Raw genomic sequence first — 19,549 nt, forward strand, 5'->3', positions numbered from 1 at the left:
GATTGTTTAGGGAGTTGCACCGCACATGACTTGCTGGAATGTCCTCGGCCTGACGCCAGGTGCCGATAGCCGCACGATCAAGCGTCAATACGCCACCTTGTTGAAAAAGACCCGCCCGGACGATGACCCTGAGGGCTATCAGCGTCTGCGTGAAGCCTACGAGGCGGCACTGGCGTGGAACCCAGGCGAGCAGGTCGCGGATGACGTGCTTATCGAGACCTCCGACCTCAGCCTCGCCCAGCATTACCAAGCGGCCATGGCCGATGGCACCGCGCTGTTGCTCGAAGTCCACCTGTTGCAGCGCTGTATCGACGGCGACCTCAATGCCGAAGACACGCGATGGGCCTTCGAGACCTTCAACTGGCTGAGCGCCTGGCAGCGGTTGGAATTGCCCAGCGAATTGATCAGCACCCTGGAGTTCCAGCACCGGACCCGGTTGCAGCAACCCTTGCACCAAGCCCTCGGCCAGCAAGACGACGCTGCGTTCCTGGCCGCCTACGCCGCTACACCCGGCGCGCATGCCTGGGTCAACAATCATCCCCACGCCGAGTGGTTCAACGAATGGTTGGCCAGGCTGCTTGCCAACCATCCTTACTGGTCGAGCACGGTGTTCGACGCAGTGTGCGCCGGACAAAACTGGCACGGCGGCGCAGACCATGGCTGCCCGGCCGGCGACTGGGCGCTGTTGTTGAAGCGCCAGCAAGGGCCAGCCTTTATGGCGCGCCAACGTGCGTTGGCCGCAGAACCGCCCCACAGCCCGCAACAGCGCGCCGCACGTTTACTGCTGGCACCGATGAGCCTGGGCCAGCGCCGTGCCTTCGCCCAACGCTTCGACGAAGACGACTGGAAGGCCTGCAAGACCCTGAGCGCCGATATTTATGCCGATCACGTCAGCGTTGCCGAAGGCATGCCCGGTGGCACGGTGTATTTCTGGCAGGGCTGGGAGTCGGCGATGGACACCTGGCCGTGGCTCGTGGCGCTGGTGCTCAGTTGCCTGGTGGGCGTGCTGGTAAAGGCCGACGCCCTGGCCGGCAACGTGGTACCGACCGTGGGCCAGGGGATCCTATGGTCGATCGGTGCCGTGGCCGGTGCGGGCATCGCCTGGCAGGCCTGGCGTCCGTTGGCTCATCAATACCGCGTGCTGGATGAACAACTGAGCCAACGCTTGCCCCGCTGGCTCAGCCCGACCCACTTGCCGCTGTTGCCGATACGCGACCTGGTCCCCGGCCTCGTTCTGGCGGCGGCGTTGGGTTATGTGTTCAGCCCGTTCGCCAGCTTGACCCTGGTGGTCGCGCTGGCGCTGGTGGGGCTGATCAAGCGGCCTTTCATGAATCACCACACACCGTGGACCGCCCGCCATCCGCGCTGGGCCGTCCTCGGCACGGCGCTTTGCCTCGTCACTGCGGTCGCGCTCTACGCTGGCTTGAAGGTGCTCGACAACCAGCATCGGGTCACCCGCAACCAAGGCCTGCAACAGTGGACCGAACGCCTGTGCAGCCGCATGCCGCGCAGCGTGGTTGAGTGCCAGGCGCCCGCCACACAGGCGCAGTGGTACGGTCAGGAGGCCAAGCCATGAATCCAAAATGGTTGTTACCCATCAGTCTGGCATTGGGCCTGGGCCTGCTCGGCGTGGCCGGTGCCAGCAGGCCTTTGCAAAAGGTGCAACTGTGGCTGGACCAGCGCGACAGTCCCCACACCGCCAGGGCGAGTGCCCTGGCGCCGATCATTGATTGCGTGAACCGCGTCGACCGGGATACGCGCCTAACTTATTACCCCGAGCCCGACAAGCCGACCCTCGACAACTATGGCGACCGCAACGAGCCTGCGCCGTACCTTATCCAGCGGTCGGTGTGTTCGCAGCAGTACACGGTGAAACTGGAACGCCAGGCACCCGCCAGCGATTTGCTCGCGGCCGCCGGCGCCTACGCGCAATCGCTGTACGACCTCACGGCCCTGGCGGATGGGAGCGCTCGCGTGCAGGCGCGCAGTCTGGCGCCTACGGCCCAGGAAATCGTCGCAGAGGCCAAACACAAGCAATTGATGCTGGCCTACGACCAGGTCGTCGAAACCTATCTGACGGCGTCCACTTCTCTGCGCCAGCAGCTGGAGGATGAAGATCTACGCGTGCGTCCCGCGCAACTGGCGCTGCTGGAGGCGCGCTTTGGCCGGGACATGCAGTGGCATCTGCTCAACTACATGATCACGGCGCGCCAGGCGGTCAACCAGATCGAGCAAGGCGTGCGCGACGCCAACCTGACCCCGCAGCAGGTGGCCGACTTGACCGAAGCGCTGCGCCAGACTGCCGAAGACAGCCGAATCTTTCTGAACGCCATGCCCAGCAGAAGGCTCGACGATGAGGCGATTCACCTCTGGTACAACATCAAGGCGCCTGCCGATGAATACCTCAAGGCCTTGGTTACCCTGCACCAGCACTGGCAGGACCACGCCGCGCCGCAGCAGTTGAGTGACGACTATTACCTCGTCACCCGCCGCTACGACGCCCTGCTCAGCTACTACAACCGGCTGGCCAGGAATGCGTTTTAGGGTTTTCTAAGTTTCATGTAGGACTGATGCAGGTCGGACGCCCATCCGTCGATCACGCCTTTCACGTCATCGGCCTTCATCACCTGTGAATCGTTTGCCAGTGGCTTGCCGGTACCTTTGCGCACCACTTGGGCGATGACCTTGCCACTGGCGCCGTCCAGAAACTGCGCTTCGGTGCCCAAGGTGGTTTCCTGGTCACGGATGCCGGTGCCGGTACTCACCGCCGCCGCCACCAGGGCCACCGGGATGAACTCATAGGGTTTCAGGCCTTCGGTCTTGCTGCTGACAGCGGTGATTGCTGCGCGCACTACGATCACACCTGGGCCGGGCGCGTTGGCCAGGGGCAGTGACTTGGCCAACTCACGCTTGAGCGCCTGGTTGTAGTAGGCGTTGATGCCGTTGAGGGTGCTGTCGGGGATTTTCGCGGTGCCGTGGGGCTTGGGGTAAAACTGCGTGGGTTCGATGTAAGCCGCGTTGTAGCGGCTCAGGTCCAGCTTGGGATCGACCCAGCGCATCACCTCGGCGCCCGACGGTGACTGGGCCTGCTTGAGGTGGCTGTAGTCGGACAGAAAGCCCGAATACTCATCCGGTTGCGTCACCTTACTGGCGCAGCCCGTCATCCCCATCGTGGCAATGCATAGCGTGCTGATCATTAGCCTTAGCTTCATCATCGAACTCCCTGGCGGTTTTCATCGAAACAATGAGCTGTAGGTATAGCCAATCCTGGGGAATACACCTTATTTAGCCCCAGGCATTTGGCAGACCAGCGGGTGTGGCGACAAGACGACTCAGCTGCGCTCGCGAGGGATCAGGCTTTGCAACTGCGAGGCCAGGAAGTTGGCGTCGAAACCGAAGGTATCCGGGTCTTTCAGGCCATTGGTTTTCTTCCACAGCCAGTCGTTTTTATCGGCCGCCAGCACCAGCGAAACGCTGCCGTGGCGGGCAGCGGTCAAGCCCATCACTGCTACGGAAATCGAACCGCCCGCGCCCATCACATCCGGCACGAACTCCACGGTTTTGCCGGTGATCTGCACAATGAGCTTCTCGGTTTTGAAGGTGGACGTCTCCACCGGCACGTTGGGCCCACTGGCCACATAGGCTTGACGATGGACCTCCAGCAGCCCGACGGTTTTCACCGGCTCCAGCCACTGTTCGATCTGCTCGAACAACTCACCGAGTTTTTGTGCCCAGCGGGCTGATTGCACGTCGAATTGCTGCTTCTTGTGCGCTTCGCTGTCGGCGTAATGACGAAGCATCTCGCCCAGTTGCTGTACATCGTCCAATGCCAGATTCCTTGGGTGAGCCAGGTTGCGAGGGCTGATCATGGCAGATGCGGCGGTACGGCGTACGGCTTAAAACTGCACCGGTCATTTGGCTGGCAACTGCGTATGACTATTGGCTGGCCAGTGGGTAAGGTGAAGCCACATCCCTTGTCAGGAATATCACATGCGCACCATCGGCCTTATCGGCGGCATGAGCTGGGAGTCCAGCGCCGAGTATTACCGGATCATCAACCAGCGCGTACGCGACCAACTCGGGCCGCTGCGCTCGGCGCAACTGTTGATGTACAGCGTGGATTTCGGCCCTGTGCAGCAGGCCCAGCATGCAGGGCGCTGGGATGACGCCGCGTTGATCCTGGAAGAGGCTGCGCGTCGCCTGCAAGCGGGCGGCGCCGAGTGTGTGGTGCTGTGTACCAACACCATGCACAAGGTGGCATCACGTATTGAGGAGGCGGTGTCGATTCCTTTCCTGCACATCGCCGATGCCGCCGGTTTGGCCGCTGTGGAAGCCGGCACGCTGACGGTCGGTCTGTTGGGGACTGCCTTTACCATGGAGCAGGACTTTCTCACGTCGCGCCTGGCCGAGCATGGCCTGACGGTATTGGTGCCGGACGCGAATGAGCGCCGGGACGTGCACCGCATCATCTATGAAGAGTTGTGCGTGGGCGTGATCAGCGACACGTCACGCCAGATCTACCAACGGGTGATCGAATCCCTGGCCGCCCGTGGCGCCCAGGCAATCATCCTCGGTTGTACGGAAATCGGGATGCTGATCAAGCCGGAACACAGCGACCTGCCACTGCTGGACACCACCGAGCTGCATGCGCAGGCTGCGGTGGCGTTTGCCTTGCAGGATTAAGCCGACCGGCGCAGGCGCGCCATGCTCACGGTGTCGACAAACACACCGTCACGCAGGGCGTAATCGCGCAACACCCCTTCCACCTCGAAACCGAATTTACGGTACAGGTGTTGCGCGGCTTCGTTGTCGGCGTACACCGTGAGTTCCACGCGGTGCAGGTTCATCCAGTTGTCGGCCACGTCCAGCGCGGCCGTCAGCAGGCGCGAACCCACGCCCTTGCCCTGCCAGGCCGGTGCGACGCCCATGCCGAACGAACCCACATGGGCCCGGCGCACGCGCAGGTACTGTTCCAGGCCGAGCTGGCCGATCACCTCGCCCCCGTGCACCGCCACCAGTTGTAGCCGGCGTTCGTTGTCCAGCACCAGTCTGTTGCGCCAGGCCTCCACGGATTGAAAAGGCATTTGCAGCACCTGTCGACACACGGCCGGTTCGTTGTAGAGCGCTGCGACGCCCTCAAGATGGGCCTCGGTAAAGCGCTGGATCACGATATGGGGTTCAGGCGTGTGCATGGTGTTTCATCCTTTGAAAGACACGTGGCCAGCCAGTGTAGAGGCCCTGCCCGTCCGATGGCTAGGGTGCCGGCGCTGTCGACCACAACGCCGGCCAATCGCCGTAACCGACCCCGGTGCAGCGCGGCATGGCGTGCAGCTCGCTGAGCTGGAACCCCTGGCCATCAAACACCCAGACGGCGCCCTCGCCACAATCGCCGAGCCCGCGCAGCTTGTAGAAATAACTCAAGGTGCCGCTGGCCGGGTCGTACCCCACCGAGCCTTGCAGCGGCTCGATCCCCAATGGCAAGGGCTCAAGGTGCATCGGGGTTTGTGCGTACGGCGCCTGGCGCTGGCGGCTGACCACATCGTATTCACAGTTGTAGGCTGCGCAGTCATAACGCACCACCGTCATCGCCTGCTGTGCGGTCAGGGCGCCAGCGTTGGCCTCGGGCGCGCTGCCGGTGCCGTTATCCTCGGGCGTGATGGTATGCAACACAGCCGCGACAAGGCCAGCCTGCTCCTGCGCAGTCAACCCCGGCGCTCCTGGGAATCTGCGCAACACTGGTGTCTGCAAGCGCGCGGGCACGCCGCTGGCCGCGCCTTTACCCGGCCGGGCCAGGGCGCTGACGTTATCCACCCGGCCCTGCACGGAATCCATCAACAACAGCGAAGCACTCAACCCACTCAGCGACACATGGGCTTGCTCATCCCCCGGCAATTGCACACGCTGGCCATCGCGCAAACGCTGTAGCCACCGCCGCGCTGCAGCGTCCTCGATTACGCCGTAGGATTGCACCTCGGGATCACCGCCCTGATCGTCGAGTTCTATATGAAGGTCCCGGGTCAGCTCCAGCCCCAGCGGCTGGCCGTCCAACAGCAGAGTCGACAGGTCCAGCGCCTCGCCGCGATGGTCGAACCGCAAACGCAGGAACCCTTCAGGCCCCGCCTGATGCCAGATGTGCAAGGTCAGCGAGCTGTAGTCCTCTTCGTCAACGCCACTGGGTGCGCTGAGGGCATGGCAATTGCGCAGGTTGTCGCAACCCGTGACCCAGTTCTTGATTTCCCGGAGCAAGGGGACGGTTTCGGCGTCGGCTTGAGCGAAAGTGGCAGTGCCGGTCAACAGCAGGGCCAGGAATGCGGGGCGCAGCATGGGGACTCTCCGTGTCAAAAAAGGCGCGGATTGTCCCATGTTCGGGAGGTGACGTCAGTGCTTCGCCGCCGCCCGCCACAACCGCGCAATATCCGCCGCCCGCTCACGCAGCAAACGCGGTGCCTCACCGCACGCCTGCTCCAGGCTCATCGGGCCGCAAGGCAGGGCGAAGGCAGCGTCGACGCCGTGGGCGTACATCTGTTCATAACCGTCGCCCAGGGTGCCGGCGATGACGATCACGGGTATGCCGTGCTGTTGGGCGATGCGGGCGACGCCGAAGGGGGTTTTGCCGCGCAGGGTCTGGGCGTCGAAGCGGCCTTCGCCGGTGATGACCAGGTCGGCGCCGCGTACGGCCGCGTCCAGGCCAACCAGTTCGGCGACGACGTCTACACCGGCTCGAAACTGTGCGCCGAGAAAGGCTTTGGCGGCGAAGCCCAGGCCGCCGGCGGCGCCGCTGCCGGGTTCATCGCGCACGTCCTTGGGCAGCACCTTGGCGCAGTGATCGGCGAAGTGGCTGAGGGCGGCGTCCAGCTTCTGGACTTGCTCGGGACTGGCGCCTTTCTGCGGGCCAAAAATCGCTGAGGCGCCGTGGGCACCGCACAGGGGATTGTTGACGTCGGCGGCGATTTCAAAGCGCACCTCGGACAGGCGTGGATCAAGCCGCTCCAGGCTGATATGGGCCAGCTGGGATAAGGCCAGGCCGCCCGGCGCCAGCACCTGGGATTGGGCGTCAGACAGTTGCACGCCCAGCGCCTGCATCGCCCCGGCCCCGCCATCATTGGTGGCACTGCCGCCAATCGCCAGGATGATGCGCTGTGCGCCAGCATCCAACGCGGCGCGGATCAGTTCGCCAGTGCCGTAGGTGCTGCTGATGCAGGCATCGCGCTGCCCTGGCGGGACCAATTGCAGGCCGCTGGCTTCGGCCATTTCAATGATCGCCGTGTGGCTGTCGGCCAACCAGCCCCAGCGCGCATCAACCGTGGCGCCCAACGGCCCGCGTACGGCTTGGCGGCGCAACTCGCCATTGCAGGCGGCGAGTACCGAATCCACCGTTCCTTCACCGCCGTCCGCCATCGGGCACTGGATCAACTGCGCATCCGGCCAGACCTGGGCCAAGCCTTGGGCAATGGCCTGGGCGACGCCTTCGGCACTAAGGCTGTCCTTGAACGAGTCGGGGGCGATGATGATTTTCATGGGCTTTCTCCGGTTTTTATGACGCCCATGCTGCCAGTTGGCACCGGGAATGACGCCGGTCCGATGCACAAGTGCGGGTGGGGTTTGTTGTTCATTCCGACAAAGGCTGGGGCAACAGCTGTACGCCCAGGTACAGGGCAAGCATGCCGTCCAGGGTCAGTGGGTCGACGCCGCTGAGTTCGGCGATACGCTCCATGCGGTAGCGCAGACTGTTGCGGTGGATGCCCAACGCATCGGCGCAGGCCTGGCTTTGCCCATCGTGGTCGCACCAACTGCGCAGGGTGGCCAGCAGTTGGCCGTTGTTGTCCTTGGCCAGCACCTTGCGCAGGGGGTTGAGCAGTTCGTCGAGCGCGTCGTCGTTGCGATGGCGCCAGAGCATCACCGGCAAGCGATAACGGTTGAGGGTCAGCAACCGCGAATGCGGCAGAACATCACGGCCGTAGGCCAGCAAGTCACCGACGCGCCGGTAGCAACGGCGCAACCCGGCCAGCCCCTCTGCCTGCCCACCGACGGCCACCCGCAGGACATTCCAGCCTTGGCCTGCGAGTTTTTCGAGCAACCGTGGATTATCCACCTGCACCGCCGCAGGCCGGCACCATAACAGCGAGAACTGCGCCGAGCTGACGCACCAACTGTCCGGATAGCGCGACGTCAGCCAGGCACTCAACGCCTCCGCCGACTGGCCGTCACCCAGTTCGAACAGGTACGGCGTGCGCGCCAGTTGGGGCTTGAGTCCCAACTGTTGAGCTTCATCGACCAGGCGCGGCGAGTCTCCGGTCTCGGCCAGAAGTAAGGCCAACAGATCGTCGCAACGCTGGCGTCGCCATTGCTGCTCGGCTTGCTGATGACGGTGGCTGACCAGCATTTCAGCGGTCATGCGTACCAGTTCGGCGTAGGTGCGCAGCAGCTCAGGTTCGCCGGTGATGCCCAGCACACCGATCAAGCGCTGATCGTGCAGCAGCGGCAGGTTGATACCGGGTTGCACGCCCTTGAGGTGCTTGGCGGTCTGGCCGTCGATTTCCACCACGCGACCATTGGCCAGCACCAGTTGCGCGCCTTCGTGGCGAGTGTTGATCCGCTCGGACTCGCCACTGCCCAGAATCAGGCCCTGGCTGTCCATGACATTGACGTTGTAGGGCAAAATCGCCATGGTCCGATCGACGATGTCCTGCGCCAAGTCATGATCCAACTCGAACATGAGTCTAAATTCCTGAAAAAACATGATTGTTCATCGGCACAGCGCAAAGTATCCGTCACTGTGCGCGAGCACAAAGACAGCACCCCGCTCCGTGGCCGAGACTCGTTGGGCGATCAACGTTACCCTCGCATCGCGAAAAATCATAATAAAGAGAGAACGCCATGTCACAGAGCGCCGCTGCCACACTGGCCACCGATGACGATAAAAACGCCATCTACAAGCGCATTACCCTGCGCCTGATCCCCTTCATTTTCATCTGCTATCTGTTCAACTACCTCGACCGGGTCAACGTTGGCTTTGCCAAGTTGCAGATGCTTGATGCGCTGAAATTCAGTGAAACCGTGTACGGCCTGGGTGCCGGGATTTTCTTCATCGGCTACGTGCTGTGCGGTGTACCGAGCAATCTGGCGCTGACCAGGTTCGGTCCACGGCGCTGGATTGCGTTGATGATGATCGTGTGGGGCACCTTGTCCACGTGCCTGTTGTTTGTCACCACGCCGACGCATTTCTACACCCTGCGCCTGTTCACGGGCGCTGCCGAAGCCGGCTTCTTCCCTGGCGTGGTGCTTTACCTGTCGCAGTGGTTCCCGACCTTCCGCCGTGGCCGGATCATGGCGCTGTTCATGTCGGCGATCCCGGTGTCCGGCTTGCTCGGCAGCCCGTTCTCTGGCTGGATCCTCAACCACTTCGCCGCCGGCCAAGGCGGCTTGGCGGGCTGGCAGTGGATGTTCCTGCTGCAAGGCATCCCCACCGTGATTCTCGGCGCCCTCGCCTTCTTCCTGCTCAGTGACACGTTTGCCCACGCCAAGTGGCTCAAACCCCACGAGCGCGCAGTGCTGGAAGCCGATCAGGCGACGGACCTGGCCAACAAGCCGAAGACCACCACCGACTCCCTCGCCGAAGTGTTCAAGAACCCGGCGATCTGGGCGTTCGGCCTGATCTACTTCTGTATCCAGAGCGGTGTGTACGCGATCAACTTCTGGCTGCCGTCGATCATCAAGAACCTGGGGTTCAGCGATAACCTGGTGATCGGCTGGCTCAGTGCGATTCCGTATTTGCTGGCGGCGGTGTTTATGCTGCTGGTGGGCCGCTCTGCGGACTTGCGCAAGGAGCGTCGCTGGCACTTGGTGGTGCCGATGCTGATGGGCGCGATTGGCCTGCTGATTGCTGTGAATTTCGCCACCACCCCGGCGATTGCCATCCTTGGCTTGACCATCGCCACCATGGGCGCCCTCACCGGCCTGCCGATGTTCTGGCCAGTGCCGACGGCGATGCTCAGCGCGGGCGCGGCGGCGGGTGGCCTGGCGTTGATCAATTCCATGGGGCAGATGGCGGGGTTTCTCAGCCCGTATATCGTTGGCTTTGTGAAGGACGCTACAGGCTCGACCGATATTGCGCTGTACTTGCTGGCGGCGGTGATTGTGGCGGGTAGCTTTCTGGCTCTGCGGATGACACGCACCTTGAAGGCATAACGCGGCGCTTGTGGGAGGGGGCAAGCCCCTCCCACATTGAGTCCTCTGAGTTCTCGCGGTTTTTGTCTACAGCAATCCGCCGCCGTCGATGTCGATCACGCTGCCGGTCATATAGCCATTTTCCATGGCCAGTACATACCCCGCCGCCACCTCCTCGGCCTGCCCTACCCGCCCAACCGGCAACGCACCGCCCGCCTTGGCGAACATCGCCAACCGCTGCTCTTCAGCCAACCCGGCATACGCCGGTGTATCAATCACCCCAGGGCTGACCACGTTGACCCGACGCGGTGCCAACTCTTTGGCCAATTGCTTGCCCAGTGCCTCGGTCGCGGCATTGATGCCGACCTTGATAAATTGCCCCGGCACCCACTTACGCCCCAGTTGCCCCGAGGTCAGGCTGATGCTGCCGCGCTCGTCGAGAAACGGCAGCGCCAGTTGGATCGCGCGCAACGCGCCCCAGAGTTTCACGTTGAAATTATCCTGGGCCTCGTCCAGATCGGTGTCGATCAAGAGCTTGGCGCGCACCGACGGGCCTGAGGTGTAGACCAGATGGTCAAAGCGCCCGACGCCTTCGAACAGACGTTGCAGGGATGTCGCGTCCGTCACGTCGACCGGTTCGCTGCGCACGCCGTTGTCGCTGCCGGCGGACAAGCGCCGGCCCGCCAGCACCACGTGGGCACCCCGCGCAACCGCCGCCTTGGCCACCGCCGCGCCAATGCCGCTGCTGCCGCCGATCACGATGACGGTTTTACCGCTGAGGGAAGAAGTCATGGGGAGATATCCTGGGTGAGAAAGTGAGCGTTCATCTTCCCAGCTTGGCAATCGACGAAAAATCCCGGTAAAACGACAAGATCTTTAAAGGATTTTTACAAATGAGCTCAATCCTCGACCTTGAAGTCTTTGTGCGCACCGCCGATACGGGCAGCCTGTCCGCTGCCGCACGCGGCCTGGGTTTGACGCCAGCGGCGGCCAGCATCGCCCTCAAACGCCTGGAAACCCGGCTGGGCATTCGCCTGCTGGCACGCTCCACCCGCAGCATGCGCCTGACCGAGGAAGGCAAGCGCTACCTCGACAGCGTGCGCGAAGCGTTGGCCGCACTGGCCGACGGTGAACAGGCGCTGAGGCAGCACAGCCAAGGGCTGACGGGATTACTGCAATTAGCCGCACCCTCGGATTTCGGGCGCAATGTGGTGCTGGGCTGGCTGGACGCATTCAAGGTGGAGCACCCGAACATCCGCCTGCAACTGCTGCTCAACGACAGCAATGCCGACCTGTTCCGCGACACCGTCGACATCGCCCTGCGCTTCGGCGTACCTCGCGATTCCAGCCTGGTGGCGCTGCCGGTGGTGCCCGATCACCAGCGTATTGCCTGCGCCAGCCCCGAGTATCTCGCGCGCCATGGCACCCCCACGACACCCACGCAATTGGCGCAACACAGCACGCTGCGGTACATGCGACAGGGGCGCGCCAACAGTACGTGGTTCTTTCGCCAGGGCAGCGAACTGCAGGAAGTCGATGTGACCGGCGATTACCTGAGCGACGACGGTGAAATTGTGCGGCGCTGGGCCTTGGCTGGCCACGGCATCGCCTATAAAGCCAACCTGGATATCGCCCGGGATCTCAAGGCAGGTCGCCTGGTGCACCTGTTGCCGGATTGGCAAGGCGAACCCACCCCGTTCAACTTGATGTGCCCCCACCGTCTGCAAGTGTCGGAGCGGGTGAAAGTGCTGCATCGGTTTCTCCAAGTGCGTTGTCAGGCGTTGCTGAGCGAATGAAGAAACATGCCCAGGGCTTGTTCCAGAGCCTCTGAGTCTGGTATTGCATGGAGACCGTCTCACAGCCGCAAGGAGCTATGCATGATTTACCGCACATTGGGCCAGTCCGGTTTGAAGGTCAGCGCGTTGACCCTGGGCACCATGATGTTTGGCGAGCAGACCCCTACCGAGGACTCGCTGCGCATCATCGACAAGGCCTGGGACCAAGGCATCAACTTTATCGACACGGCGGACGTGTACACCGGCGGACGCTCCGAAGAACTGGTCGGCGAAGCCATTGCCCGGCATCGCCAGGATTGGGTGGTGGCGACCAAAGTCGGTTTCGGCCCGCCGGACGGCTTGCCTAACCGCAGTGGCTTGAGCCGCAAACGCATCTTCAATGCGCTCGACGCCAGCCTGACCCGACTCGACACCGATTACCTCGACATCTACTACTTGCACCGCGAAGACCACGACACCCCGTTGGACGTGACGATCTCTGCGATCGGCGACTTGATCCGCCAGGGCAAGGTCCGCTACTGGGGCTTATCCAACTATCGCGGCTGGCGCATTGCCGAGGTGATCCGCGTGGCCGAACGTCTGGGCGTCGACAAACCGGTGATCAGCCAGCCGCTGTACAACATCGTCAACCGGCAGGCCGAGGTCGAGCAGATCACCGCCGCTGCTGCCTATGGCCTGGGCGTAGTGCCGTACAGCCCGCTGGCACGCGGCGTGCTCAGCGGTAAATACGCGCCGGACGTCACGCCAGAACCGGGCAGCCGGGCGGCACGCCAGGACAAGCGCATCCTGGAAACCGAATGGCGCGTGGAGTCGCTGCGCATTGCCCAGCAGATTCAGCAATACACCCAAGGGCGTGGCGTTGGGATTGTGGAGTTTGCCATCGCCTGGGTACTGAACAACTCAGCGGTGAGTTCGGCGATTGTCGGGCCACGTACCGAGGCGCAGTGGGACGCCTACACCGGCGCACTGGACGTGAAAATCACCGCAGAGGACGAGGCTTTTATCGATTCGTTGGTGACACCGGGGCACTCGTCTACGCCAGGCTTCAACGATGTGAGCCACTTTGTCTCGGGGCGCATTGCCCGATCGTAGGTGGTGGATGGCCTCAGGAGTCAAGGACGACTCCGTGGTGTGAGAAAATTTCCCAACATTTGCCCCAAAACAGAGCAGCCGTTTCACGCCGTAAGCACCATAATGCACGCCTCTCTTGTACAAATCGGCTTTCGCGAGGACAGCGTGTCTAAAGGTGTTGTGTTATCGGTCTCGGCCTCGGTGTTGTTTGCCGTGATGTATTACTTCACATCATTGCTCACACCGTTGAGCGGCCTGGAGATTTTCGGCTGGCGCATGCTGCTGACCGTGCCGTGCATGACGGTGTTCATGCTCGTCAGCGGCGAATGGCGGCGCGTATTGGAATTGCTGCGGCTACTGGCGGCCAAGCCACGATTGATCGCGGGCGTCGTGCTGTCTTCGGCACTGCTGGGCGTTCAGCTGTGGTTGTTCATGTGGGCACCGCTGAACGGGCGCAGCCTGGATGTGTCGGTGGGTTACTTCCTGCTGCCGCTGACCATGGTGCTGACCGGGCGCCTGGTCTGGGGTGAGCAGCTCTCCTACCTGCAAAAAATCGCGGTGTTTTTTGCCGGCCTCGGGGTGCTCAACGAGCTATACCAGGCCGGTGGTTTTTCCTGGGCGACGCTGGTGGTGATCATTGGTTACCCGCTGTACTTCATCGTACGCAAGTACCTCAAGACCGATAACCTGGGCGGGCTCTGGCTGGATATGGCGCTGATGCTGCCGGTGGCCTGGTGGTTCGTGCAAAGCGGCGAGCAGGGGTTTGCGGTGATGGATGTGCACCCGAAACTGTACGCATTGATCCCAATATTGGGACTGATCAGCGCGTCGGCATTGGTGAGCTACATCATCGCCAGCCGCTTGCTGGCGTTCAGCCTGTTCGGGCTGCTCAGTTATGTCGAGCCGGTGCTGTTGCTGGTGGTGGCACTGCTGTTGGGTGAAGGGATCAAGCCGGGTGAATGGCTGACCTACATTCCGATCTGGATTGCAGTGATGGTGCTGGTGTTCGAAGGCTTCAAACATCTGGTGCGTCAGCGCCGCGCCTGATTCACAGGTGATAAAAAGCCCGGCCGGGGAAACCTCGGCCGGGCTTTTTTACGCTTAATCGGTGGTCAATACACCACGACGCACCTGGTCACGCTCGATGGACTCAAACAGCGCCTTGAAATTACCTTCGCCAAATCCATCATCACCTTTGCGTTGGATGAACTCGAAGAACACCGGGCCCATCAGGGTTTCCGAGAAGATCTGCAGCAGCAGGCGCTTGTCGCCTTCGATGGATGAGCCGTCGAGCAGGATCCCGCGTGCTTGCAACTGGTCCACCGGCTCGCCGTGGTTCGGCAGGCGACCTTCGAGCATTTCGTAGTAGGTGTCCGGCGGCGCGGTCATGAAGCGCATGCCGATCTTCTTCAACGCGTCCCAGGTCTTGACCAGGTCGTCGGTGAGGAATGCCACGTGCTGGATGCCTTCGCCGTTGAACTGCATCAGGAACTCTTCAATCTGACCGGCACCCTTGGACGATTCCTCGTTGAGCGGGATGCGGATCATACCGTCCGGTGCGCTCATGGCCTTGGAAGTCAGCCCGGTGTATTCGCCCTTGATATCGAAGTAGCGCGCCTCGCGGAAGTTGAACAACTTCTCGTAGAAGTTGGCCCAGTAGGCCATGCGCCCGCGATAGACGTTATGGGTCAGGTGGTCGATGACCTTGAGGCCTGCGCCTTGTGGATTGCGTTCCACACCTTCCAGGTAGACGAAATCGATGTCGTAGATCGAGCTGCCTTCACCAAAGCGGTCGATCAGGTACAACGGCGCGCCGCCAATGCCTTTGATTGCCGGCAGGTTCAGCTCCATCGGCCCGGTTTCAATGTGGATTGGCTGGGCGCCCAGCGCCAGTGCGCGGGTATAGGCTTGTTGCGAATCCTTGACCCGGAACGCCATGCCGCACACCGACGGGCCATGCTCCGCCGCGAAATACGAGGCGATGCTGTTGGGTTCGTTGTTGAGGATCAGGTTGATCTCGCCCTGGCGGTACAGGTGCACATTCTTGGAACGGTGGGTCGCGACTTTGCTGAAGCCCATGATCTCGAAGATCGGCTCCAGAGTGCCTGGGGTTGGCGATGCGAATTCGATAAATTCAAAGCCCATCAGGCCCATTGGGTTTTCGTATTGGTCGGCCATGTTCGGCGCCTCATTCTTGTGATTAACGAAGGTCAATTAGCAGCAAGGATGAGGCAGCAAGGTGGCGCACAGGAAAGGCCTCGCACGCTGCGGGCGAGGAAGTCACCAAAGATGAGGGGGGAGCCGAGTCGCTTCATGGTTACATCAGTCTCTGACGGCTGAGGCTTGCGTGAGCGCAAGTCCTTATTCTTGTATGCGTAAATCGATTCTACACAGCGTAACAGTGTTTGTCCGTAGTCTTCATCAAATCCCTATTGCCCCGACCCGTGCAAGGGGTTTGTTGCACAGGTAAATGCCGGACAGAATCACGGCGCCACCGATCAGCATGGGCAAGGTCAACTGCTCACCCAGCAACAAGGCGCCGCACAGCACGGCTGTCAACGGGTTGAGGGCGATAAATACGCCGGAACGCGTCGGGCCGATCCGGCGGATGCCGTCGTAATAACCGATATAGGCCAGCGCCGAGCCGAGCACGCCCAGGTACAGCAGGCTCAACAACTGTGACAGCCCCAGGCTGGTGAGTGCTTCAACCGTGAAGCTTCCTGATACCGCGGTAGTCGCGGTCAACATCACCGTCCCCAGCAACACCGACCAGGTAACGGTCTGCAGCGGCCCCAGGCTTGCGTTCAGCCCACGGGAAGCCAATGAATAAATGCCCCACGCCGCCACACATCCAAGGATCAGCAAGTCACCCCGCCAACTGTCGACGCCTGCCTGCATCAGCCCAGGGTTGCGACTGACAATCACAGCGGCCGCGCCCGCCAGGCACAACGCGATCCCGGCGACCTTGGTGCGACTCAGGTGCTCTTTGAGCAACAACCACGACGCGAGGCCAATCACCGCCGGGTTCAAGGCCACGATCAACGACGCCCGTGACGCATTGATGTACTGCAGCCCATAAAAGAAACACAGGTTGTAGAAAAAAATCCCGAAGAAGCCCAGCACCGTCAATTGCGCAAGTTGCCGTGGGCTCGGGCGAGCCAGGCGGACGCGCGCGAAGGCCATGAACAGCAGCAATGCCAGGCTCGCCAGGATAAACCGCAGGCTGGCGGCCAGCAGCGGATTGACCTGATCGGCCAGGTAACGCCCGGCGACAAAGGTGCCACCCCAGATCATGGTGACGGCGGCGAGTTTGCAATAGGTCAGGCGATCCGAAGTGGGGCTCATTGGGTGGGCTCAAGTGGCAGGCGATCTGGGGTATTCTTCTGCTAATGATCAATCATCGTAAAATGAGTGTTCGCTCATGACCCTGACCCAACTTGAAATCTTTTCGCTGGTAGCCGAGCTGCAAGGCTTCACCAGCGCCGCACACCGGCTGGGCATCAGCCAGTCGGCGGTGTCCCACGCCATCAAGGGCTTGGAGCAAGAGCTGGGCGTCGAGCTGTTCCGGCGCCATCAAAGCCTGGTGGAACCGAGCGAGATCGGCCAGCAATTGCTCGGCCGCGCCCGCGCCATGCTGGGTCTGGCCAACACACTGCAACAGGAAGCTGCCGACGCCCGCGGCATGAAGCGCGGCACCCTGCGCATCGGCTCGTTCGGGCCCACGGCGTCTGTTCGCCTGCTGCCCGGCATCCTCAGCCAGTTTCGTGCCGCCTATCCGGGGATTGAGGTTCATGTGGACGAAGGCCCCGACCGCCAGGTGCTGCAGTGGCTGGATGAGCGGCGGATCGATGTGGGCTTTGTGGTGCTGGAGCAGGAACGCTTTGACACCTTCGCGTTGTTCGAGGACCAGATGGTTGCGTTGCTGCCCGCCGAGCATCCATTGGCCGCACGCAACGCCCTGACCCTGCCGGACCTGTGCGACGATCCGTTCATTCTCACCGAAGCAGGCTCCTCGGAGCTGGTCTCCAGACTCTTCGGTGCGGCCCAATTACGGCCCAGGGTGCGCTATCGCTGCGCCCAACTGCTGAGCACCCTGGAAGCCGTCAGTCGCGGCGACGGGCTGAGCATCGTGGCCGAGGCATCGTTGCCGCAACGGGACGACCCGCGCTATGTAAAACGGCCGTTATCTCCCCGAGTACCGCGCCAGATTGGCCTGGCGGTGCTTGACCGTCGCCAGTCGTCACCCGCCGCCCTGGCGTTTATCGAGATTGCTCAACGCGCTGGCAAGACAAGCAATTGTCCACCGAGCCATCTATTATCGAAATAATACTGACCGGCCTGCCGGCGCATTTCCTACTCCGCAACAGGCTGCAGAACTCATGCCTCTCACCGTCAAAGGCCCGCGAAAGCCATTCGTCCGCTACTCGATCAGCGCCTTGTGTGGGCTCGCGCCGATCCTGCTCGGCGTGGTCATCCTGTATTGGCAAGCCGAACGCACCCTTGAGCAGAGCACGGCGCAAACGGCTGAAGAAGCCGTGCGCCAATTTGACCTGATGCTCGACAACACCGCCCTCGCCGCCCAGGCCTTGCTGCCGTTGGCCGGCCAGCCCTGTGACAACGGCGCGCAATTGGCCCTGCGTGAGCAGGTCACACGGCGGCCGTTTGTACGGGCCACGACGCTGTCCTGGCAGAAGAACATCTATTGCAGCTCACTGTTCGGCAGCGACTACGAATCCCCCGTGAACCCCGACGACTATGTGGAGGGTCGACTCTGGCTGATGAATGGCAACCCGGTGACGCCGGATACGGCTTTACTGGTGTACCGACTGGTCGACGGCGACCAAGGTGCGTTTGCGTCGGTTGACGGCTACCACCTGACTAACGCTTTGCGCCTGATCAGCCGCTATGCGCAGTTGGTCCTGCAAGTGGGGCCCAACTGGCTGGATGCCGAGGGCAAGGTTCATTCCTCTGCAGTCCCGCCATTTGCCGTGGCCCATCATCACCTGGCCTCCCAGCGCTATGGCTACAGTGTCGACGCCGGCATGCCGGACGGCGAGGTCTGGCGGTACATGCAGGTGCGGTATCGTGCGATTTTCAGCTTAGTGGTGTTCTTTGGCGTGTTGGCAGGCGTGCTCGCCCATTGGCTGCAAAAACGCGCTTCGGCGCCGACCCATGAACTGCGAAGAGCCTTGGGTGCCAATGAGTTCATCCCATACTTTCAGCCAGTGGTACGCGGCGACAGCCGCGAATGGGCCGGCTGTGAAGTGCTCATGCGCTGGCAGCACCCCAAGGAAGGTTTGGTGCGCCCCGATCTGTTTATCCCACTGGCCGAACATTCCGGCCTGATCGTGCCGATGACCCGCGCCCTGCTGCGCCAGACGGCGGCCCAGTTGGCGCCCCATGCGGCGCGGTTAAGCCCGGGTTTCCATATCGGCGTGAACATCACGGCGCGCCATTGCCTCGACCTCACACTGGTGGACGACTGCCGTGAGTTTCTCGCCGCCTTCGCACCGGGCCAGGTAACCCTGGTGCTGGAGCTGACCGAGCGCGAATTGATTGAGCCCACCGATATCACCCGCCGCCTGTTCGACGCCTTGCACCAACTGGGCGTGATGATTGCCATCGATGACTTCGGCACCGGCCACTCCAGCCTGGGTTACTTGCGCAACTTCAATGTGGACTACTTGAAAATCGACCAGAGTTTTGTCGCCATGATTGGCGCAGATGCACTGTCGAGGCATATCTTGGACAGCATCATAGAATTGTCCGGCAAACTGGATCTGGGCATCGTCGCAGAAGGCGTGGAAACGGCTGAACAATGCGAGTACTTGGCCGCTCATGGCGTAGATTTCCTACAGGGCTATCTGTTTGGCAAGCCATTACCCAGCGATGAATTCATTAAAAACCTGACCAGCCATTGAATAGCCATGCACTAGCGGCGTTGAAATATGTTAATAAGACAAAAGACATGATTTACTCGCGGCAGATTAACTACTACAATTTTTCTTGCCTGTGCAGAACTCGCAGGACGACGTCCTCTTTGAGTCGCCTTAACGCTATTGGCTAGTAGCTTTGTCTTCAGTTGATATCAGCCAACTACACTATTGGAGTACAGATTTTGTCCAGACTCGCCGAATTTCGCGCAGCAGAAAAAGCCCTTCAAGAGCAGCTTGCCCAGCTGGAATCCCTGAAGAACGATGCTGGCCTGAAGAAAGAAATTGAATTCGAAGAAAAACTTCAAGGGCTGATGAAAACCTACGGCAAGGGCCTGCGCGACATCATCCTGATCCTTGATCCAAACCCAGGGAAGGCCAGTGCTGCTGCCGCCAATGCACCAAAACAACGCCGTGCACGTGTGGTCAAGGTTTACCACAACCCGCACACCGGCGAACTGATCGAAACCAAGGGCGGCAACCATCGCGGCCTCAAGGCCTGGAAAGAACAGTATGGCGCCGCCACTGTAGATTCCTGGCTTCGCGGCTGATTACAGCGCACTAACAAAGAGCCCCGCATCA

19 protein-coding genes are annotated in these 19,549 nt (G+C 61.6%); 10 read left to right on the forward strand and 9 right to left on the reverse strand.

The annotated features are described in order from the left end of the window. Positions 1–25 precede the first annotated feature (25 nt). On the forward strand, positions 26–1,576 hold the full coding sequence (locus tag DNK50_RS16970; RefSeq protein ID WP_112195298.1) for a J domain-containing protein: 1,551 nt from the start codon (positions 26–28) through the stop codon (positions 1,574–1,576). Further along, on the forward strand, positions 1,573–2,544 hold the full coding sequence (locus DNK50_RS16975; protein ID WP_112195300.1) for a DUF3829 domain-containing protein: 972 nt from the start codon (positions 1,573–1,575) through the stop codon (positions 2,542–2,544). The genes DNK50_RS16970 and DNK50_RS16975 overlap by 4 nt, the downstream gene beginning before the upstream one ends. Here DNK50_RS16975 and DNK50_RS16980 read toward each other — a convergent pair. Both DNK50_RS16980 and DNK50_RS16985 read right to left on the reverse strand, forming a co-directional pair. Continuing rightward, positions 2,541–3,212 (reverse strand): DUF3313 domain-containing protein, encoded by a 672-nt coding sequence (locus DNK50_RS16980; RefSeq protein WP_099583016.1) that lies wholly within the window; start codon positions 3,210–3,212, stop codon positions 2,541–2,543. The two genes, DNK50_RS16975 and DNK50_RS16980, sit on opposite strands and share 4 nt — an antisense overlap. Positions 3,213–3,332: 120 nt before the next feature. Further along, a complete protein-coding gene (locus DNK50_RS16985; protein WP_112195302.1) occupies positions 3,333–3,827 on the reverse strand; it encodes a hypothetical protein in 495 nt (164 codons plus the stop codon). 163 nt (positions 3,828–3,990) lie between these two features. Here DNK50_RS16985 and DNK50_RS16990 point away from each other — a divergent pair, with 163 nt between their 5' ends. Next, positions 3,991–4,683, forward strand: a complete 693-nt coding sequence (locus tag DNK50_RS16990; RefSeq protein WP_112195304.1) for an aspartate/glutamate racemase family protein — start codon at positions 3,991–3,993, stop codon at positions 4,681–4,683. Here the strand turns inward: DNK50_RS16990 and DNK50_RS16995 are convergent. From DNK50_RS16995 to DNK50_RS17010, 4 genes are all read right to left on the reverse strand, one after another. Continuing rightward, the gene (locus DNK50_RS16995) at positions 4,680–5,192 is read right to left on the reverse strand and encodes a GNAT family N-acetyltransferase (RefSeq protein ID WP_112195306.1); all 513 of its coding nucleotides are present in this window, start codon (positions 5,190–5,192) and stop codon (positions 4,680–4,682) included. The genes DNK50_RS16990 and DNK50_RS16995 overlap by 4 nt on opposite strands. Positions 5,193–5,253: 61 nt before the next feature. After that, positions 5,254–6,324 carry a DUF1176 domain-containing protein gene (locus tag DNK50_RS17000; protein WP_112195308.1) on the reverse strand — a complete coding sequence of 357 codons (1,071 nt, stop codon included), beginning with the start codon at positions 6,322–6,324 and terminating at the stop codon, positions 5,254–5,256. Between the two features lie 54 nt (positions 6,325–6,378). Next, a complete protein-coding gene (locus DNK50_RS17005; RefSeq protein ID WP_112195309.1) occupies positions 6,379–7,518 on the reverse strand; it encodes a glycerate kinase in 1,140 nt (379 codons plus the stop codon). A gap of 91 nt (positions 7,519–7,609) precedes the next feature. Then, complete coding sequence (locus DNK50_RS17010) at positions 7,610–8,716, reverse strand: sugar diacid recognition domain-containing protein (RefSeq protein ID WP_112195311.1); 1,107 nt, start codon at positions 8,714–8,716, stop codon at positions 7,610–7,612. Between the two features lie 161 nt (positions 8,717–8,877). Between DNK50_RS17010 and DNK50_RS17015 the strand changes: the two genes are divergently transcribed. Further along, a complete protein-coding gene (locus tag DNK50_RS17015; protein ID WP_099583023.1) occupies positions 8,878–10,188 on the forward strand; it encodes an MFS transporter in 1,311 nt (436 codons plus the stop codon). A gap of 66 nt (positions 10,189–10,254) precedes the next feature. Here DNK50_RS17015 and DNK50_RS17020 read toward each other — a convergent pair whose 3' ends face one another. After that, on the reverse strand, positions 10,255–10,959 hold the full coding sequence (locus tag DNK50_RS17020; protein WP_112195313.1) for an SDR family oxidoreductase: 705 nt from the start codon (positions 10,957–10,959) through the stop codon (positions 10,255–10,257). Between the two features lie 101 nt (positions 10,960–11,060). Between DNK50_RS17020 and DNK50_RS17025 the strand changes: the two genes are divergently transcribed. The 3 genes from DNK50_RS17025 (at position 11,061) to rarD (ending at position 14,081) form a co-directional block, all read left to right on the forward strand. After that, complete coding sequence (locus DNK50_RS17025) at positions 11,061–11,963, forward strand: LysR family transcriptional regulator (RefSeq protein ID WP_112195315.1); 903 nt, start codon at positions 11,061–11,063, stop codon at positions 11,961–11,963. A gap of 81 nt (positions 11,964–12,044) precedes the next feature. Continuing rightward, entirely contained in the window at positions 12,045–13,055 is a 1,011-nt protein-coding gene (locus DNK50_RS17030; RefSeq protein ID WP_099583026.1) for an aldo/keto reductase, read from the forward strand. A gap of 144 nt (positions 13,056–13,199) precedes the next feature. Next, positions 13,200–14,081: an EamA family transporter RarD gene (gene rarD / locus DNK50_RS17035; RefSeq protein ID WP_112196954.1), complete on the forward strand. Its 882-nt coding sequence runs from the start codon at positions 13,200–13,202 to the stop codon at positions 14,079–14,081. A 54-nt stretch (positions 14,082–14,135) separates the two neighbouring features. Here rarD and hppD read toward each other — a convergent pair whose 3' ends face one another. Together hppD and DNK50_RS17045 are read right to left on the reverse strand one after the other, a co-directional pair. Continuing rightward, positions 14,136–15,212, reverse strand: coding sequence for a 4-hydroxyphenylpyruvate dioxygenase (hppD, locus tag DNK50_RS17040; protein ID WP_112195317.1), 1,077 nt, complete (start codon positions 15,210–15,212; stop codon positions 14,136–14,138). A 243-nt stretch (positions 15,213–15,455) separates the two neighbouring features. Further along, the gene (locus DNK50_RS17045) at positions 15,456–16,379 is read right to left on the reverse strand and encodes a DMT family transporter (RefSeq protein ID WP_112195319.1); all 924 of its coding nucleotides are present in this window, start codon (positions 16,377–16,379) and stop codon (positions 15,456–15,458) included. A 76-nt stretch (positions 16,380–16,455) separates the two neighbouring features. Between DNK50_RS17045 and DNK50_RS17050 the strand changes: the two genes are divergently transcribed. The 3 genes from DNK50_RS17050 to DNK50_RS17060 all read left to right on the forward strand — a co-directional run bounded on the left by DNK50_RS17050 (position 16,456) and on the right by DNK50_RS17060 (position 19,518). Further along, positions 16,456–17,361: a LysR family transcriptional regulator gene (locus tag DNK50_RS17050; protein WP_112195321.1), complete on the forward strand. Its 906-nt coding sequence runs from the start codon at positions 16,456–16,458 to the stop codon at positions 17,359–17,361. A gap of 52 nt (positions 17,362–17,413) precedes the next feature. Beyond that, the gene (locus DNK50_RS17055; protein WP_112195323.1) at positions 17,414–18,955 is read left to right on the forward strand and encodes an EAL domain-containing protein; all 1,542 of its coding nucleotides are present in this window, start codon (positions 17,414–17,416) and stop codon (positions 18,953–18,955) included. Between the two features lie 197 nt (positions 18,956–19,152). Then, positions 19,153–19,518 (forward strand): histone-like nucleoid-structuring protein, MvaT/MvaU family, encoded by a 366-nt coding sequence (locus DNK50_RS17060; protein ID WP_032885697.1) that lies wholly within the window; start codon positions 19,153–19,155, stop codon positions 19,516–19,518. The last annotated feature ends 31 nt before the right edge of the window (positions 19,519–19,549 follow it).

Origin of the sequence: Pseudomonas sp. LG1E9 (genome assembly GCF_003290225.1) — a bacterium.
In the GTDB taxonomy this organism is placed as follows: Bacteria; Pseudomonadota; Gammaproteobacteria; order Pseudomonadales; family Pseudomonadaceae; genus Aquipseudomonas; species Aquipseudomonas cyclaminis.

Excerpts from the sequence above, each read along its gene's own strand:
- DNK50_RS16970 (WP_112195298.1), top strand. The coding sequence starts at position 26 with ATGACTTGCTGGAATGTCCTCGGCCTGACGCCAGGTGCCGATAGCCGC.
- DNK50_RS16975 (WP_112195300.1), top strand. The coding sequence starts at position 1,573 with ATGAATCCAAAATGGTTGTTACCCATCAGTCTGGCATTGGGCCTGGGC.
- DNK50_RS16980 (WP_099583016.1), bottom strand. The coding sequence starts at position 3,212 with ATGAAGCTAAGGCTAATGATCAGCACGCTATGCATTGCCACGATGGGG.
- DNK50_RS16990 (WP_112195304.1), top strand. The coding sequence starts at position 3,991 with ATGCGCACCATCGGCCTTATCGGCGGCATGAGCTGGGAGTCCAGCGCC.
- DNK50_RS16995 (WP_112195306.1), bottom strand. The coding sequence starts at position 5,192 with ATGCACACGCCTGAACCCCATATCGTGATCCAGCGCTTTACCGAGGCC.
- DNK50_RS17000 (WP_112195308.1), bottom strand. The coding sequence starts at position 6,324 with ATGCTGCGCCCCGCATTCCTGGCCCTGCTGTTGACCGGCACTGCCACT.
- DNK50_RS17005 (WP_112195309.1), bottom strand. The coding sequence starts at position 7,518 with ATGAAAATCATCATCGCCCCCGACTCGTTCAAGGACAGCCTTAGTGCC.
- DNK50_RS17010 (WP_112195311.1), bottom strand. The coding sequence starts at position 8,716 with ATGTTCGAGTTGGATCATGACTTGGCGCAGGACATCGTCGATCGGACC.
- DNK50_RS17015 (WP_099583023.1), top strand. The coding sequence starts at position 8,878 with ATGTCACAGAGCGCCGCTGCCACACTGGCCACCGATGACGATAAAAAC.
- DNK50_RS17020 (WP_112195313.1), bottom strand. The coding sequence starts at position 10,959 with ATGACTTCTTCCCTCAGCGGTAAAACCGTCATCGTGATCGGCGGCAGC.
- DNK50_RS17025 (WP_112195315.1), top strand. The coding sequence starts at position 11,061 with ATGAGCTCAATCCTCGACCTTGAAGTCTTTGTGCGCACCGCCGATACG.
- DNK50_RS17030 (WP_099583026.1), top strand. The coding sequence starts at position 12,045 with ATGATTTACCGCACATTGGGCCAGTCCGGTTTGAAGGTCAGCGCGTTG.
- hppD (WP_112195317.1), bottom strand. The coding sequence starts at position 15,212 with ATGGCCGACCAATACGAAAACCCAATGGGCCTGATGGGCTTTGAATTT.
- DNK50_RS17045 (WP_112195319.1), bottom strand. The coding sequence starts at position 16,379 with ATGAGCCCCACTTCGGATCGCCTGACCTATTGCAAACTCGCCGCCGTC.
- DNK50_RS17050 (WP_112195321.1), top strand. The coding sequence starts at position 16,456 with ATGACCCTGACCCAACTTGAAATCTTTTCGCTGGTAGCCGAGCTGCAA.
- DNK50_RS17055 (WP_112195323.1), top strand. The coding sequence starts at position 17,414 with ATGCCTCTCACCGTCAAAGGCCCGCGAAAGCCATTCGTCCGCTACTCG.